Raw genomic sequence first — 14,606 nt, 5'->3', positions numbered from 1 at the left:
AACCGAGCAACTTAGGATAACCAAGATCGCCGCCAGTGAAAGAGATTTTCGATCCAATCTATTAATAGGGTATTGCACCGACGCTGTTGTTGCAACCAAGCCATTGCTGTTTGTTGACTCATTTGGGAAAAAGTCGGCCAAATTTGGGGAAGTTCAGCGATCGCATTTATTTTTAACCCTTGACGAATGGCTAAAGCGACAATATTAATCATCTCACTGGCTTGTGGCCCAACAATAGAAGCGCCTAAAATCTGACCATTTTGATGTCCGATCAACTTAAAAAAGCCAACCGTTTCATCTTCAATAATGGCTTTGGGCAAATGTTTAAAATACTCTCGATAAACTTGAATTTTATCTCCGTAACGACGTTGGGCTTGAGTTTCAGTTAACCCCACGCTTGCTAATTGAGGTTCCGAAAAAGTTGCCCAAGGAATCCCGTGATAATTGACTTTGAATACAGGAAAGTATAAAGCATTTTTAATCGCAATTGTGGCTTCATAATTCGCTAAATGAGGATCAGAATATCCCCCCGATAAATTCCCACAAGCGTAGATGCGAGAATGAGTGGTTTGTAGTTTATCATTGAGGCGTAGATATTGACGGTTAAAGGCGACTCCAACCGCGTCTAGATTGAACGAATCGAGTTGAGGCTGTTGTCCGGCAGCGACGATAATTTCATCGACTTCCAGGGCTTTATTTCCGGCTTGAATCCATTTTTTACCTTGAATTTGTTGGGTTTGGATGACTTCAGTTTGAGTTAAAATCCGAATGCCAACAGATTCTAATTTTGCTTGAACTAAACCCGCCGCTTCAGCATCTTCTTTGGCTAAAATATGATTATTTTTAACAATCATCGTGACTTTTGAACCTAACCTTGCAAACATTTGAGCAAGTGCAGTGCCGCTTGGATCACCCCCAATCACAGCTAAATGTTCAGGAACTTGATGAAGTTTATGAATCGTTTCAGGGGTCAAAAATCCAGTTAAAAGTAATCCTTCAATCTCAGGAATTTTGGGTCTTGAACCCGTCGCCAGTAAATAAGTTCGCGATCGCAAAGTCCGTTGGTTGACCACAAAAGCCAGATGAGGGTGGCTGACAAACTCCCCTTGTCCAAAAATAACATCAACCCCCAAAGCCGCTAACAGTGCGGGAGAATGTTGTTCTTCGAGGTTAAAAACCACAGCCTCTAGCCATTGTTGAGTCTGTTGCCAGTTGAGTGACAGAATTTGATCGAGATCCGGGTAGTCAGAGAGGGTCTGAATTCCAAACAGTGGCGATCGCTCAATTTGTCGCACCACCTGGCCGACAGAGAATAAGGCGGTACTCTGTACAGAACGCCAACAGTGGCTAGAAAAATTGGGTTTTTGAGGCTCGACTAAGGCAACACGGGCTTGTTGTTGAGCAGCTTTAGCCGCAGCATAGCGTCCCGTTGGACTGCCACCAATTATTACCACGTCGTAGTCAATCATAGAGGAAAAGGGAAAATGGAGAATCGTTCAAATTAGAGCGAGGGTAAGATGTTGGTCATGGCATCGAGTAGACGTTGATTTTCAGCTTCAGTGCGAATCGCCACTCGAAAATAGTGTTGACCCAGTTCCCCAAAACTGAGACAGTCACGAATTAAGATCCGATCGCGTTTCAACAGAGCCATTTGCAGTTCAGGAACGGGTTGCCGGGAATAGACCAGTAGAAAATTGGCAGCACCCGGATAGGGGCGTAGTCCAGGTAAGGACGTTAAACCATTAACCAGTTGAGAACGAGCAGGGATTAACCAGTCCCAAGTCTGCTGTTGAAAAGCATGATCTTGAAGCACTGCCGAACCCACCGCAGCCGCGAGAACATTAACCGGCCAAGGGTCACGCCACTGTTGCCAACGATGCAGCCGATCCGGGTGAGCAATCGCGTAACCCAAACGCAATCCAGGAATGCTATAAAATTTGGTCAGCGATCGCAATACCACCAGATTTTTGTATTCAGGCACTCTCGCCACTAAGCTTTGTTGCTGTTGAGGCGGGAGAAAGTCCATAAAGGCTTCATCAACCACCACCAGATCAAACTGTTCGAGGTAAGGTTCAATCATCTCCTGCTCAAACAGCCGACCTGTGGGGTTGTGAGGATTATTGAGTAGTAGGCCTCCTCGCTTGTCCAGTCCTAGAGCCGGGAATGACCACTGTCCCTGCTGTTCTAATAGGGGCCATTCAATCACCTGAGCTTGAAAAGCACTCAGCGATCGCCTGTAGTCTCCAAAGGCCGGGGTAAGCAGATAGGTTGTCTCCTGTTGAGCGAGATCCCATCCGGCCAAAGTGAGTAACTCTGCCGCTCCATTCCCTGGCAAAATCCAGTCTGCTTCTAGAGGGGAATGAATCTGACTCAGAGCATTTCGTAAGACCCGATATTGAGGATCGGGATAGGCTCTGAGATCACCGAGATGGGTTTGAATTGCTTCTAACGCCGACTGGGGCGGCCCCCAAGGATTGATACTGGCGGAAAAATCCAGAATCTCTGAAGGAGAACAGCCAGAAATTGAGGCTGCCCAGGTTAAGTTTCCACCATGTCCAGGTCTGGCAAGCGATTGAGCCGACACCATTATTCCTCTTTGGTCGTTGCTTTGGAAGCTACCTTTTCTTTAAACAGTTTACCTGCTGAGAAGGCGGGTACTCGAGTTGCGGGAATATCCATTTTTTCTCCCGTTTTCGGATTGCGGCCTTCACGAGCTTTACGCTCACGAGACTCAAACGAACCAAAACCCACGAGGGTTACTTTATCGTTACGGGATACCGCTTCCATAACGGTATCGAGGGCAGCCGTCAGAACAGCATCTGCTTGTTTCTTGGTGACACTGGCCCGTTCAGCAACAGCATCAACTAATTCACCTTTATTCATAAAACCTCCTTGTCTGGAAACCCCGCATCACAAGGGATCGGGGCGGAAAACAGATGACACAATCGATCAATTAAAATGCAGGACAAAAGAAAAGTTGCTTCTATCCAGCCGGACTCTTGACAATGACTGCCAATCTGCGCGCGGAGTTGTCAAGTGATTCTGATTACGGATTGTCTTTTGATCAAAATTTAACTTCAGATCGCTGTAACCCTGACAGTATCTCACTTGCACTGACTTATTCTAATGTTTTTAAGTCGAATATGGATCGATCAAATCTTTAAATTTATATAGATTTCATGTAATTTTCTCATTTTGAATCTGTTTTGGCCCAAAAAAACATCCCCAATACGGCACTTGGGGAAGGGAGATGGGGAGGTGGGGAGGTGGGAAGATAGGGAGGTAGGGAGGTAGGGAGGTGGGAAGATAGGGAGGTAGGGAGGTAGGGAGGTGGGGAGGTGGGAAGATGGGGAGGTAGGGAGGTGGGGAGATAGGAAGCCTTTTGACTTCTACCTGTTCCCTGTCCCCTGTTTAACGACTTCGTTGCAGCATTTCTCGCGCATCGGGGCTAACGTTATATTCATAGCCAAACGGGGCGCGATCAGATTCATCCATGATCATTGGAGTCACCAACACCACCACTTCGGCACGTCCAGTTTCCCGAGTCGAACTTCTAAATAAAGCTCCAAGAATCGGCAAATCCCCTAAGAATGGAATTTTACTCGCAGTCACCCGATCCTGTTCTTGAATAATCCCAGAAACAATTAAAGTCTGACCATCCCGCAGGCGAATTCGTCCAGACTGATATTCCCGTCTGGAAGTTTCTGTCACAAAATCCTCACCTGTGACTCCGCCTATATTAATCCGGTTTGTAATTGCAGTGACGACAGGATTGACATTAATCGTCACAAATCCATTATCATCAACTCGCTCAACATTAATGCTCACTTCCAGACCGACATCTTCAAACTCAGGCTGTCTTTCAGTTCGCTGAACGCCATTGTTGTCAATCGTATCAGTGTTAAATCGTTTAACAATGTTCTCCACCAATTCAACCCGTGCAATTTCTCCTTCCTGCACGAGCAAGGTGGGATCAGTCAGAATTTTAGCGTTGCGGTTTTGAATCTCAAATTGTAGGGTTTGCAGGAAACGACGGGGATATTGGAATAGGGGGAAGGTACTAAATTCGACTTCACCGGGATCAAATGTACCATCGTCATTCCGCTGAAACGGAGAAAAGTCAGAAATTCCCACTCGTTCTGAACGATCCGTGACTGGTGAAACAGGTCGTAGGGTAACTCCGCCTCGTCCGGGTGCTGTTAACGGAGTGGTTGTGGTTCCATCTCGGTCAAAGAAAGGTTCTTGGTTTCCAACGGGGTTATTAGGGATAATCGGTCGAGCGTTAGTTCCTGAAGTCGATGTTGGGCGATCCGGCGGGTTGTAGGAACCGAAGTTGAGAGCGGCTGCCCCCCCATCATTGACAAAGAAGGTTTGATCAATCCCAAAGGAGAAACTGCTATCAAAAGTATCTTCTCCATCCAAGTTGATATCCAGGACTTTAACGTTGATCGCGACTTGACGTTTACGGAGATCAAGTTGGATCAGTTGAGCAGAGGCGACTTCCACCAAGTGTGGCGGCCCGATCAAGGTCAAACTATTAAGACGATCATCGACAATCACCTGCATTCCCCGCAAAAGGGGTACAGAGTCCTGAGTTTCCACCCGTAGGGTTTCCACAACTGTTGTCACCTGAGTATCTGTTGTGGTTAAGGCTTGGGTACTTCCGGGGATGTTGACAGAGTTAGCCCGAGTCACCTGTTGTTCACGAGTGATTGCTCGTTCTGCTCCCATACTGACGAGGAAAGCAGCACCTTGTCCGGCTGGAATTTGATTGAGTCGGAAGGAACGAACCACCACATCCCGAGCGGTGTTGGGGAGTTGGCGCCCCACAAAGATCGTATTTCCTTGACGGTTGGCTTCAAGTCCACTCAATCGCAGAACGTAGTTAAACACATCTTGAACGGACTCATTTTCGATATCAAGGGAAATGGTGAGTGCTTCTGTACCGCCCTGAGCGCCTCCTTGTCCCGTTATGTTTCCGAAATCCGATGCAAAGGCAACGTTGAGTCCGGCTGTCCGAGCTAACAGAGAGAGAACATCTCGCACTAAAGCATCCCGCAATACCAAACGGGGAATCACTTCTGTCGTGTTTAAGTTAACGGCTTGAACGGCAGGATTGACGTTAGAAACGGCAATATCTCCCACAGGGGGAGCAACAGCCCGAGGCAGATAAGGAGGAGTCGGATCGACAGTCCGGGGTAAGCCCGGAGAAAGTTGCGGATCGCGGCTTCTAGTTGCTGGATCAGGGATAATGGGTTCTTGTCGAGAGGGAGCGGGAGTGGTTCTCGGCGGAGTCGGTTGTTGCGCTAGAGAACCTCGATCAATCTCGACCTGGGGTTCAGGAACTAATACATCCGGAGCCGGGGTAGAAGTTGGAGGACTCGAATTCGGGGGAACGTTTGCAGCGCTTGTTCCTCCTGAGAGCATACTGATCACAATGCCTCCAGAAGCCCCTTGAACAACGCGAGCATCGGGTGGACTGCTAGTTCCAGTCACAATTACACGAACGCTCGTCGGATCAAGTTGAGTCACCACAATTGAGGCGATTCCGGGGGCGGGATTGTTTTTTTGGAACATCTCCTGACCCATGTTGAGCTGCGTGTTAATCACATCAGCAACAAAATCATTGCCTCGTCTGACGACGAAGACTTCTGGACGTCCGCCGCCTTCTGTTACCAAAACGAGATTTGTCTCTCCGTTGCTATCAACAATTTGAACATCTCGAATGACGGTAAATGCAATGGCAGGGGCTTGTGCCATCAGAACAACGGCAGCTACCGATAGTCCTGTTCCCCATCCTAGAACTTGTTTCACGTTCCCTCCTCAACTGGACTGTGGTTATTGCTTAGAATTAAAGGCTTTTGTGGTTATTGTCAATTGTTAATCGTTGAGAGCCGATCTAGCTTTTTCAGCCGCGAGACTCAAACTTGAGTTAACAGGATACTTTTTACAGGGATTTGAATTTGATAATTTGTGTGTAAGTGGATTGTATGCGATCGCGAAGCACAAGTTAAAGGGTCTAACCTTATTTTTTCTTGGATAAAGGATTTAAGTAAAGCTTATCGCTTGACAGACTAGAACATTTGTCGTACCGTGTCAAGCCAAATCTTTGTTTTGATTGTTATAGCGCTACTTGAATCGGGAACAGGGAACACCGGATCAGGGAACAGCAGACTATGAAAGCGGTGTGACCCTGCGGCTTTGTAAGCCGCCAAGGAATGCACACGCCTGAGAGGGTTTCAGAATTTAGAAATGTCCTAACCAATTTGCGTAGCGCTATACAAATAAAAAAATGAATAACCGCGCTCGATCTGAACGCGGCTAAGGGCTAAAATCTTTTTGGGTTTTGAAGGCGTTAAAATTACTGAGCGGGTTGGGCATCCGGTGGGTTAGCAGCATCTAGGGCAGCATCAAGTTGTTCCTGACTCAACGGCATCAACGCACTTAGGGTAAAAGACGTTTTTAAGCGGCGTTGAGGTTGCTCACTGGCGGGTATAAATTTACCTTGCTTATATTCTCCTTCCACAACGGGTGCTGATTCTACCAACTCCGTTTTTAAGTCTCTAACGACTAACATCGGTTGCATTCGTTCTAGAATAATCAAAAACTGCCGGGTCTGAGCAAAACTGCCTTCAAACTCTACTTCATATCCACGTCGTCTCAGCTTTCCATTTACGGCTGACCCCAAAGAACCGTCATTCACCACTTCAATCGCCGAGTTGGACTGATTCGCACCGGAAGGTTGAGTCGGTTCAAACTTGGTAATTATGGCTTTTTCTTCATCTTCTGTAATGCCAGCATTAACCCGATTGAGTTGTTCTTCGATATCAAAGATTAACGTCTCCAGTGTATCTTCGTCGGCAAATAAAGCGGTTACTGACGCCCGTCTTTGTTGGGCTTCGATGAGCTGTTGTTCAGCTTCTCCTTTCTTACTGAGCCGTTCTTCTTGTTGCTCGATTTCTTGCTGCGTGGCAACAATTTGATTATCGAGTTCTCTTCCCTCGGCCATTGTCGGGAGAACTAACTTAAACATCCCAAATCCAGCCAGCAAGACACCGACTACCGCGACGGCAATCCCAATATTTTTCGGCGTGAGAGGGACTCCCAAGACGACTGGCGTTTCAATATCCTGTTCGTCATCGACTTCGATAAATTCGTTTGCTGCTGTCATGGTTGAATGACTCCTTTTTGTTGAAGGGTTTGAATACGATTGACTAATCCAACCGCTCCTTTACTCTTTAACTGCGGAAGCAACTCTGAAGCATTCGCCTGGCTCAAATTCGTTTCAATTTTGTACTCGACTACAGGTTGTAAGTCGGGTAAATTATTGCTTCCGCCTTGAGACTCATCGACAACCAGTTTAGTCGGATTGTCTTTCAAGCGAGCCGAGAGTAGTTTAGTTTGCTCGTCATCAAAGAAGGGCGATTGCTTCAGCAACAACATAAAGTCACTGAGTTGGGTGAAGGAATTGGCAATTCCGGTAATTTCCAGCATGGCGGTATCTTTAGCGGTCGTGGAGGCTTGTCCTTCAGCCGGTGCCGCAGCCGGAGTCGCTGTAAACTCGGGTTCAGTTTGTTTAATGGTGTTAATTTTCACCCCGGCAACTTGCATGAGTTCGGCGAGTTCTTGACTCAAGGCAGACCAGGGCTTAATTTCGTTGAAGACGGTGGCTAAGGCATCGGCTTCTTCATTGGTTTGCTTGGCTTGAGCGTAAATTTGATCGAGGGCGGCGACGAGATTGGTTTTTTCGCCGAGTTGGGCATCTAAGGCGGCGAGTTCGGTTTGTAACTGAGCATTCCGTTGATTGAAGATGAGCCAAGCTCCCCCAACTAATGCGTTAACACCTAAAGCAACCGCAGCCCCAATAATGATCGGTGTTCGATCAACACTTGCACCGCCTCTACCTGGAGAAGACGGGGCTTTTCGATCTACGGGTTTGTAGTCGGGACGGTCGTTAAGAAAATTAATATCAAGGCTGTACATTGCATCAAACCTCTTTGAGGATTTGTTTATGGCTTGAGGGCATCATTATATGTGTATATTTTAGACGGGTATCGAGGATTTCCTGTGCTGATCGTAGCAAGGGGGGAAATTTTAAGATTAAGTTTTTTGATCTCTAACTTGCACATTCAAGTCTGGATTTCCCACCGCTCCGAGGCCGGGCCGTGCGCGTTGCCCTAAAACTTAATTTGTGGGAAGGTGGGGAGGAGCGGAGGTCGGGAGGTCGGGAGGATTTTTATTAATAAAAAGTTATTTTTCAACGCCTGCGGCACGCTCCGCGAACGGAAAAAAGACCTCTCCCCACCACCCCCGTCACCCGATCACCCCCTTCGGGTTCGCCACTCCCCTCAACGCGGGGAACCCGCGCACGGGGGTGGACTCACCATCAACCTCGGCAATTTTTAACTCGGGAATCGAGTCCGAAGCAGGCACTGCCGCTCCGAGGGGATTTGATTAGGGGTCGAGAGAGAGGTCGCCCTCTCTCCCTCCCATTCAGAACCGTGCATGAGACTTTCACACTCACACGGCTCCTGGTCTGTTAACCCTTTTCATGGGTACAGTCATCCCGGTTTAGACTTCCGTCTTGTTGGGTTTTGGAATCATGGCAGTGGCGGTGTATGGCTTGAAGATTTTTGTAAACATCTTTTCCGCCCCTAGATTGAGGTATAATATGGTCTATCTCAATTAGGTCATTACTTGTGAAGAGTTGTCCACAGTATGTACATCGTCCTTTTTGACGTTTGATGAGTTTGGTTACGCGGTTTGGTAGTCCTGTGTATCCGTTGCTCATCCGTTTACTCCAGTATGTCCAATCGCCGTCATCAGGTGATTTCTCTCCTTTGACTTTGATGTGTCTTTTGATGGGGGTTTCAATGTGTTTTATCAATCGAAACCCTTCTTCAGCTTCAAACGTCCATTTTCCATTGACTCCATATCTGTAATAGTTTTTGAGTTTGTTGTAGGACGCTTTACCGCATCGAGAGACTGTCCATGCCCTTAAAGCACCCCATATTAGATGGTCAAGTTTGGAGAAGACGGATTTGCTGACTACTTTTGAATAGTAGTTGCTCCATCCTCTAATGACCGGGTTGAGATGCTTAATCAAGGCACTTTGGGGTGCTGTGCGATAGGTCTTGATGACCTTTTTGCAGTTGTCGTAATGACTCTTGATTGCCTTTTGAGATGGTTTGATGTTTAGTTGGTATGGTTTTCTTCCTCCGGCTTGTCCAGCATTGATTCCTTTGTGAATACTCACAGGATAATGTCGGATATTAAAACCTAAGAAATCGAACCCCGGTTTTTCCCCATTCCATTCGTATAAGGTGTTACACAACCTCGTTTTTTCAGGTTTGAGGGTTAATCCAACAGGTTTTAACCATTCTTTTATCAGGTCTTGGGCTTCTAGTATGACTTCAGGGTTATTTGCTATAACTACGAAGTCATCGGCATATCGAATGATTTTCGGACGGTAATTTTGTATCAGTTTTCCATCAACCTTGATACGTTGTGGAAAATGGTTGACAACCGTATTTAACATTCCATGTAAAGCAATGTTGGCGAGGAGTGGGCTAATCACCCCACCTTGTGGTGTTCCTGTTTCTGTTGCTTCAAATACGCCATTGTCCAATACTCCAGCTTTAAGCCATTGTTTGATACTCCGTTTATACACAGAGGGACAATCTAGTTTGGATAAGAGGTGGTCATGGTTAATTTGGTCGAAACATTTGGCAATGTCTGCATCTAGAACATATTGAGGTTTTATCAATGCTTTCTTGAAGATTGCATCAATAGCGTCATAGGCTGAACGTCCGGGTCGAAACCCGTAAGATTCGGCTTCAAACTGTGCTTCCCAATAGGGTTCTAACCCCAGTTTAACCAAGGCTTGCAAGGCTCTGTCGTGCAGTGTAGGGATACCTAGAGGGCGTTTTTCATCCCTGCCTGGTTTTGGTATCCATATCCGACGTAGGCTTTTGGCTTTTTGTCGTTGCTTCAGTTTGTCTACCAGGTGAATCCGGTCTTTGGGGTTTAGGTCTTTGATTCCATCAATCCCTGCGGTTCGTTTACCCTGGTTATCTTGACTTACTTTGCGTACTGCTAAGAGTCTTGCATAATAGGACTTGTTGAGTAAACGTTGTAGTCGTCTAGCTTTTGCTTTCTGTCCTGATTTGACTGCTTGATAAATTGACTTTTGCAACTTGAATACTTTGCGTTGGATTTTACCCCAAGGCATTGTGTTCCATGCGTTGTTCGTAGTCTTTAAACTCGCTATCGCCGTTTTCATTGCTATTGACCACTTTATCGTTTAATCAGACCGGAGTACGTCAGCTTATCCATATCTATTACAGATAGGCGTTGGCTTTTTACTCCATCTCTCCCCCATAGCTCTTGCGCTTAGACTTATCACTTATCAAGTTATCGACCAATAACCTGATAGAAGCTATGGGGTTACTTCGTTTCGTTACAAAGGGTACTTCTGATTTAGGTTCATCCTCTCCCCGGTGGTACTTTGAAAGTCGGTGTAGGTAATATAGTTAAGTCCCTACCTTTCCCATTGTTCATTTTGAACGCAGCCTATCAACTGAGTTTGGCTACTAGATGGTTATCGGGGTTCAAGACAGATGTTCAGCAGATGCTTAACCATGTCAGATTGTCAGTGGTCACGTTGTTGAAGGTCAGTTCCCTCTCAGTGCCTTGCCAAGCCCGCTTTAATCCTAGAGTTGTCAATTCTAAAACTAGGGCTGCCATTAGACGTTGGGCTTTGGGTTTTATCCCGTTGACTCTGCCCATCCCTTACCTCAGAATATTGATTTTCCTTGGGACTTTGTAACAATTGTCAGGAAGTATTTCTTATTTCCTGCTAGGTTTACGTTTCGAGCATTTCAGCCCTAACTTTTTCCTAAACGAATCGCACAACTATGTCCATCATAGCGAAATCCCAGATTGATGATTCTCAACCCGAGATTAGCTGACTCGCATTCCCAAGCCTAAAGCGACTCCTAAGCTAGCACGTTGATCGGGTGGAATCTCTTGATCGCTTTGCAATGAAAGCATTTCTAGGGGATCAACTTGAGTGGCGGGCATGGCGAGGCGCTGCATGAAGAACTCATCGAGTTGTCCGATAGCCGCTCCCGGGCCTGCCAGTAGCAGTTGGGCAATCTCTAAACCGTCGCTTTGATTAATATAAAAATCAATGGAACGGCGAAGTTCATCGGCGAGTTCGGAAAGAATTTTGATAATTGCATTCGTTCCGGGGTTGGGATCGTTTAATGCTCCCATTGTATCAGTCACCGGAAGCGTCATGGCTTGCAGTTCGCTCACATCTCTGGAGGGGGGCAAATTCATGGCGTTGTTGAGGGCGGTTTGTACTTGAAATAATCCGATGGGAATGGTGCGATTAAATTGGGGAACTCCATCAACGACTATGGCAAGTTCTGTACTATCAAATTCGAGATCTGCGATAATTGCGGCTTCTGATGAGGAAAACTGTTCGAGTTGGTGTTTGAGTGTCCGAATCAGGGCAAAACTGCTTACTTCAATCACATCAACTTTGAGTTCAGCTTGTTCAAAGGTTTCTAAATAGGTATCGGTGACTTCTTTGCGGGTTGCGACTAACAAAACTTGCATTTTTTCGATGCCGTCTTCATCAACAAACATTCCGAGTTTCTGATAGTCAACGTCTGCTTCTTCCCGGGAAAAGGGCAAATAAAGTCCGGCTTCGGCGTTCATATAATCTTTGAGTTCGTCTTCGTTGAGTTCTGCCGGAACTGAGATTAAACGAGTGACGGCTTCTCGCCCTGGAATGGCTGTTGCCACTCGTTTTGTTTTAATATTTTTATCGGCTAAAGTCGATTGAATCAATTCCGCCATTGTCGGGGTATCAATGATCTGCCCGTCCTGCACGACATCTTCGGGAACGGGTGTCGTGGCGATATTAATTAATTTTAAATCATTGCCTTTTTTTCGCAGTTCTACAATATGAATTCGTTCCGATGCTAACTCAATTCCAACTCCAGGTTTTTGTGCAGAAAAAAGACCCTTAAAAAAGCTGACCATAGTTTTAAATTGTGACTCTTAATTGTGAGTTTAGTCGGCAGCCGTGTGATCAATATTAACAGTTTAGAGACGCGCCGTAGCGCGTCTACAGAGAAGTTCGGGAGTTCAGAGTGATGATATTTTTTAAATTCTTAACTCTTAATTTCCTCTCTTTTCAGTTAGGAATAAGACTGAACAACACCCGAATGACCTGAAATTTCATTAATCGGTTCAAACCGACCCCCTAAATATTTAGCGAGAAATTCTTCGGCGATCGCATAGAAGTGTAACCGATTTTCGCTCCGAGCGAACCCATGCCCTTCGTCGGTATACAAAGCGTATTCTACAGGCTTTTTGGCTTGTTTCATCGCTTCGACAATTTGTTCACTTTCAGCTTGTTTCACCCGAGGATCGTTGGCGCCCTGTGCGATCAATAGCGGTTTCTGAATTTGATCAACAAAAAATAAAGGCGATCGCGATTTCAAAAACTCCGCTTCTGTCTCTAGATTACCCACTCGATGATAAAAATTAGCACGAATCGGTTCCCAATAGGGCGGAATACTCTGCATGAGTGTGACTAAGTTACTTGGCCCGACAATATCGACCCCACAAGCAAACACATCTGGCGTATAGGTTAATCCGACCAGTGTGGCATAACCGCCATATGATCCGCCCATAATTGCAATTTTATCGGGTTGGGCGATGTGATTTTCGACCAGCCAATTGACGCCATCAATTAAGTCATCGTGCATTTTTCCCGCCCATTCTCGGTTAGCCGCATTCACAAACGCTTTCCCGTAGCCTGTAGACCCTCGGAAATTAAGCTGTAACACCGCATAACCTCGGTTGGCTAACCATTGGGCTTCGGAGTCATAGCCCCAAACATCTCGCGCCCAGGGGCCACCATGCACTAACATTACTGTCGGTACTGGAGTGGAAACGCCGACTGGTTTAGTCAGGTAGCCATGAATGGTTAACCCGTCTCGGGCGGTGAAAGACATGGGTTCCATCGGGGCGAGTTGTAACCCTTCTAGTTTGGGTTTGTTGGTAAATAGAAAGGTGTTGGTTTTGGAAGCGCGATCATAAACGTAGTAGGAAACCGGGCCATCATCATCGACAAAACTAACTAACCATTTCTCGTCAGTTAAGATGCGACGAATGCCAAATTCACCGGGACGAATGGCTTGGATCGCAGCAAAGTCGGCTTCAATCTCGAAGTCAAGGATTTGCCACTCTTGTTTATCTTTATAAAAGGAAACGGCTTCTAGCTTGCGGGTGGTGGGATGGGCGAGAATACCTCCGACATCATACTGAGGATCTTCGGCGATCACGGTTTCGCTGCGAGTTGCCAGATCGAATGCAATTAAACGTTCGGCGTTGGCCTCATGATTCCCGACAATATAGAGGGTTTTACCGTCGTTAGAAAAGTAGACTGCCCCGCCTTCTTCGTCTGGCCCCCAATGTCGTAGGGTATCCCAAGCTTGATCGGGGGTTTCTCGATAGAGTAAATCATAACCGCCATCGGGTGTTGTGGCTGTAGCCGCGCGAATTTGCAACTGACTGTCTGCTGTCCAACTGACGATGTTTCCGGGGTTTTCGGTATAAAATTCGACAGCACCCGTTTTGAGGTTGATGTGATAAACGTCAAAGACTTGGGGATTGTTGAGGTTCATCCCGACGAGGAGTTCTTCGGGGAAGTTGTGATCTAGATCGACAACCTGCGCCCGTACCCCTTGAAAGGGTGTTAAGTCCCGGACAATATTGGATTGAATGTTAACCAGGTATAAATGCCAGTTTTCGTCGCCGTCGGAGTCTTGGGCGTAGATCAGTTGATCCGGGTTATAAGTCCAGAAAAAAGCCCGAATTCCTCGTTTTTTGTCGGCTGTCAGTTGGCGATCATCTTCTTCTCCGACGGTTCGCAGCCACACCTGAAGCACGTTTTTGTCGTCTGGGGCGATGTAGGCTAGAAACTTGCCATCGGGTGACAGGGAAGGGCTAGTCCGTTCGGGGTTGCCAAAGAGTATATCACGGGAAATTAAAGGGGGAAGTTGGGTTTCTGTTTGTTGTGCTGTTGCTGTGGTCATCGATTTTTTTGGCTTTGACTTTCTCTATTGTGACTTGACATCCTCCCCCGGATCAATAAATCGCGGGGGAATCCAAACATTACTGTTTGGGCTTCCTCTAACTACCTCGTTGATTTACTAGGTTGAGTTTCCCCAACAAAGCAGAGATCGTTCTCTCGGGAGGCGTTGATTTCCGTCTGCCCGACGGTATTTAAAAAAAAATCTTAAGCGCAAAAACGGATTAAGTTACGTGTGTTCAGCCTAGATTTATGGGTTTTACAGTCAAGTTAATCCGTTAAATCCATTTCTGATCCGTTTCTTTTTGCTAGTTGCTTTAATGCGGCTTTGAGAATGTTTTGAGCAGCGTTATGATCTCGGTCTGCAACAGATCCACAGTGAGGACATTTATGAGTTCTGGTGCTGAGAGTTTTAGCTACTTTCTCGCCACAGTTTGAACAGTTTTGGGAGGTGTTAGCAGGTTCAACGGCAATGACCGGAACCCCATAAACC

Annotated in this window: 9 protein-coding genes and 1 pseudogene; all 10 read right to left on the bottom strand. The window is 46.4% G+C overall.

What is annotated here, in order from left to right; genetic code table 11:
- Positions 1 to 11 precede the first annotated feature (11 nt).
- A complete protein-coding gene (locus tag L8106_RS16840) occupies positions 12 to 1,469 on the bottom strand; it encodes an NAD(P)/FAD-dependent oxidoreductase (RefSeq protein WP_009785578.1) in 1,458 nt (485 codons plus the stop codon).
- 32 nt (positions 1,470 to 1,501) lie between these two features.
- Positions 1,502 to 2,587 (bottom strand): threonine-phosphate decarboxylase CobD, encoded by a 1,086-nt coding sequence (gene cobD / locus L8106_RS16835; protein ID WP_009785577.1) that lies wholly within the window; start codon positions 2,585 to 2,587, stop codon positions 1,502 to 1,504.
- On the bottom strand, positions 2,587 to 2,883 hold the full coding sequence (locus L8106_RS16830; protein WP_009785576.1) for an HU family DNA-binding protein: 297 nt from the start codon (positions 2,881 to 2,883) through the stop codon (positions 2,587 to 2,589). Before L8106_RS16830 ends, cobD begins: the two co-directional genes overlap by 1 nt.
- Before the next feature lie 528 nt (positions 2,884 to 3,411).
- The gene (locus tag L8106_RS16825) at positions 3,412 to 5,814 is read right to left on the bottom strand and encodes a type IV pilus secretin family protein (protein ID WP_009785575.1); all 2,403 of its coding nucleotides are present in this window, start codon (positions 5,812 to 5,814) and stop codon (positions 3,412 to 3,414) included.
- 547 nt (positions 5,815 to 6,361) lie between these two features.
- Positions 6,362 to 7,171, bottom strand: coding sequence for a hypothetical protein (locus L8106_RS16820; RefSeq protein ID WP_009785574.1), 810 nt, complete (start codon positions 7,169 to 7,171; stop codon positions 6,362 to 6,364).
- Positions 7,168 to 7,983 (bottom strand): PilN domain-containing protein, encoded by an 816-nt coding sequence (locus L8106_RS16815; protein WP_009785573.1) that lies wholly within the window; start codon positions 7,981 to 7,983, stop codon positions 7,168 to 7,170. Before L8106_RS16815 ends, L8106_RS16820 begins: the two co-directional genes overlap by 4 nt.
- A gap of 556 nt (positions 7,984 to 8,539) precedes the next feature.
- Entirely contained in the window at positions 8,540 to 10,282 is a 1,743-nt protein-coding gene (ltrA, locus tag L8106_RS16810) for a group II intron reverse transcriptase/maturase (protein WP_009785572.1), read from the bottom strand.
- 680 nt (positions 10,283 to 10,962) lie between these two features.
- On the bottom strand, positions 10,963 to 12,054 hold the full coding sequence (pilM, locus tag L8106_RS16805) for a type IV pilus biogenesis protein PilM (RefSeq protein WP_009785571.1): 1,092 nt from the start codon (positions 12,052 to 12,054) through the stop codon (positions 10,963 to 10,965).
- 158 nt (positions 12,055 to 12,212) lie between these two features.
- Positions 12,213 to 14,117 (bottom strand): S9 family peptidase, encoded by a 1,905-nt coding sequence (locus L8106_RS16800; protein ID WP_009785570.1) that lies wholly within the window; start codon positions 14,115 to 14,117, stop codon positions 12,213 to 12,215.
- 274 nt (positions 14,118 to 14,391) lie between these two features.
- Positions 14,392 to 14,606 (bottom strand): annotated as a pseudogene (locus L8106_RS16795) (zinc ribbon domain-containing protein); the annotation flags it as partial.

Source organism: Lyngbya sp. PCC 8106, assembly GCF_000169095.1.
GTDB lineage: Bacteria > Cyanobacteriota > Cyanobacteriia > Cyanobacteriales > Microcoleaceae > Capilliphycus.
This window is presented reverse-complemented; position numbering and strand designations above follow the sequence as displayed.

Excerpts from the sequence above, each read along its gene's own strand:
- L8106_RS16840 (WP_009785578.1), bottom strand. The coding sequence starts at position 1,469 with ATGATTGACTACGACGTGGTAATAATTGGTGGCAGTCCAACGGGACGC.
- cobD (WP_009785577.1), bottom strand. The coding sequence starts at position 2,587 with ATGGTGTCGGCTCAATCGCTTGCCAGACCTGGACATGGTGGAAACTTA.
- L8106_RS16830 (WP_009785576.1), bottom strand. The coding sequence starts at position 2,883 with ATGAATAAAGGTGAATTAGTTGATGCTGTTGCTGAACGGGCCAGTGTC.
- L8106_RS16820 (WP_009785574.1), bottom strand. The coding sequence starts at position 7,171 with ATGACAGCAGCAAACGAATTTATCGAAGTCGATGACGAACAGGATATT.
- L8106_RS16815 (WP_009785573.1), bottom strand. The coding sequence starts at position 7,983 with ATGTACAGCCTTGATATTAATTTTCTTAACGACCGTCCCGACTACAAA.
- ltrA (WP_009785572.1), bottom strand. The coding sequence starts at position 10,282 with ATGAAAACGGCGATAGCGAGTTTAAAGACTACGAACAACGCATGGAAC.
- pilM (WP_009785571.1), bottom strand. The coding sequence starts at position 12,054 with ATGGTCAGCTTTTTTAAGGGTCTTTTTTCTGCACAAAAACCTGGAGTT.
- L8106_RS16800 (WP_009785570.1), bottom strand. The coding sequence starts at position 14,117 with ATGACCACAGCAACAGCACAACAAACAGAAACCCAACTTCCCCCTTTA.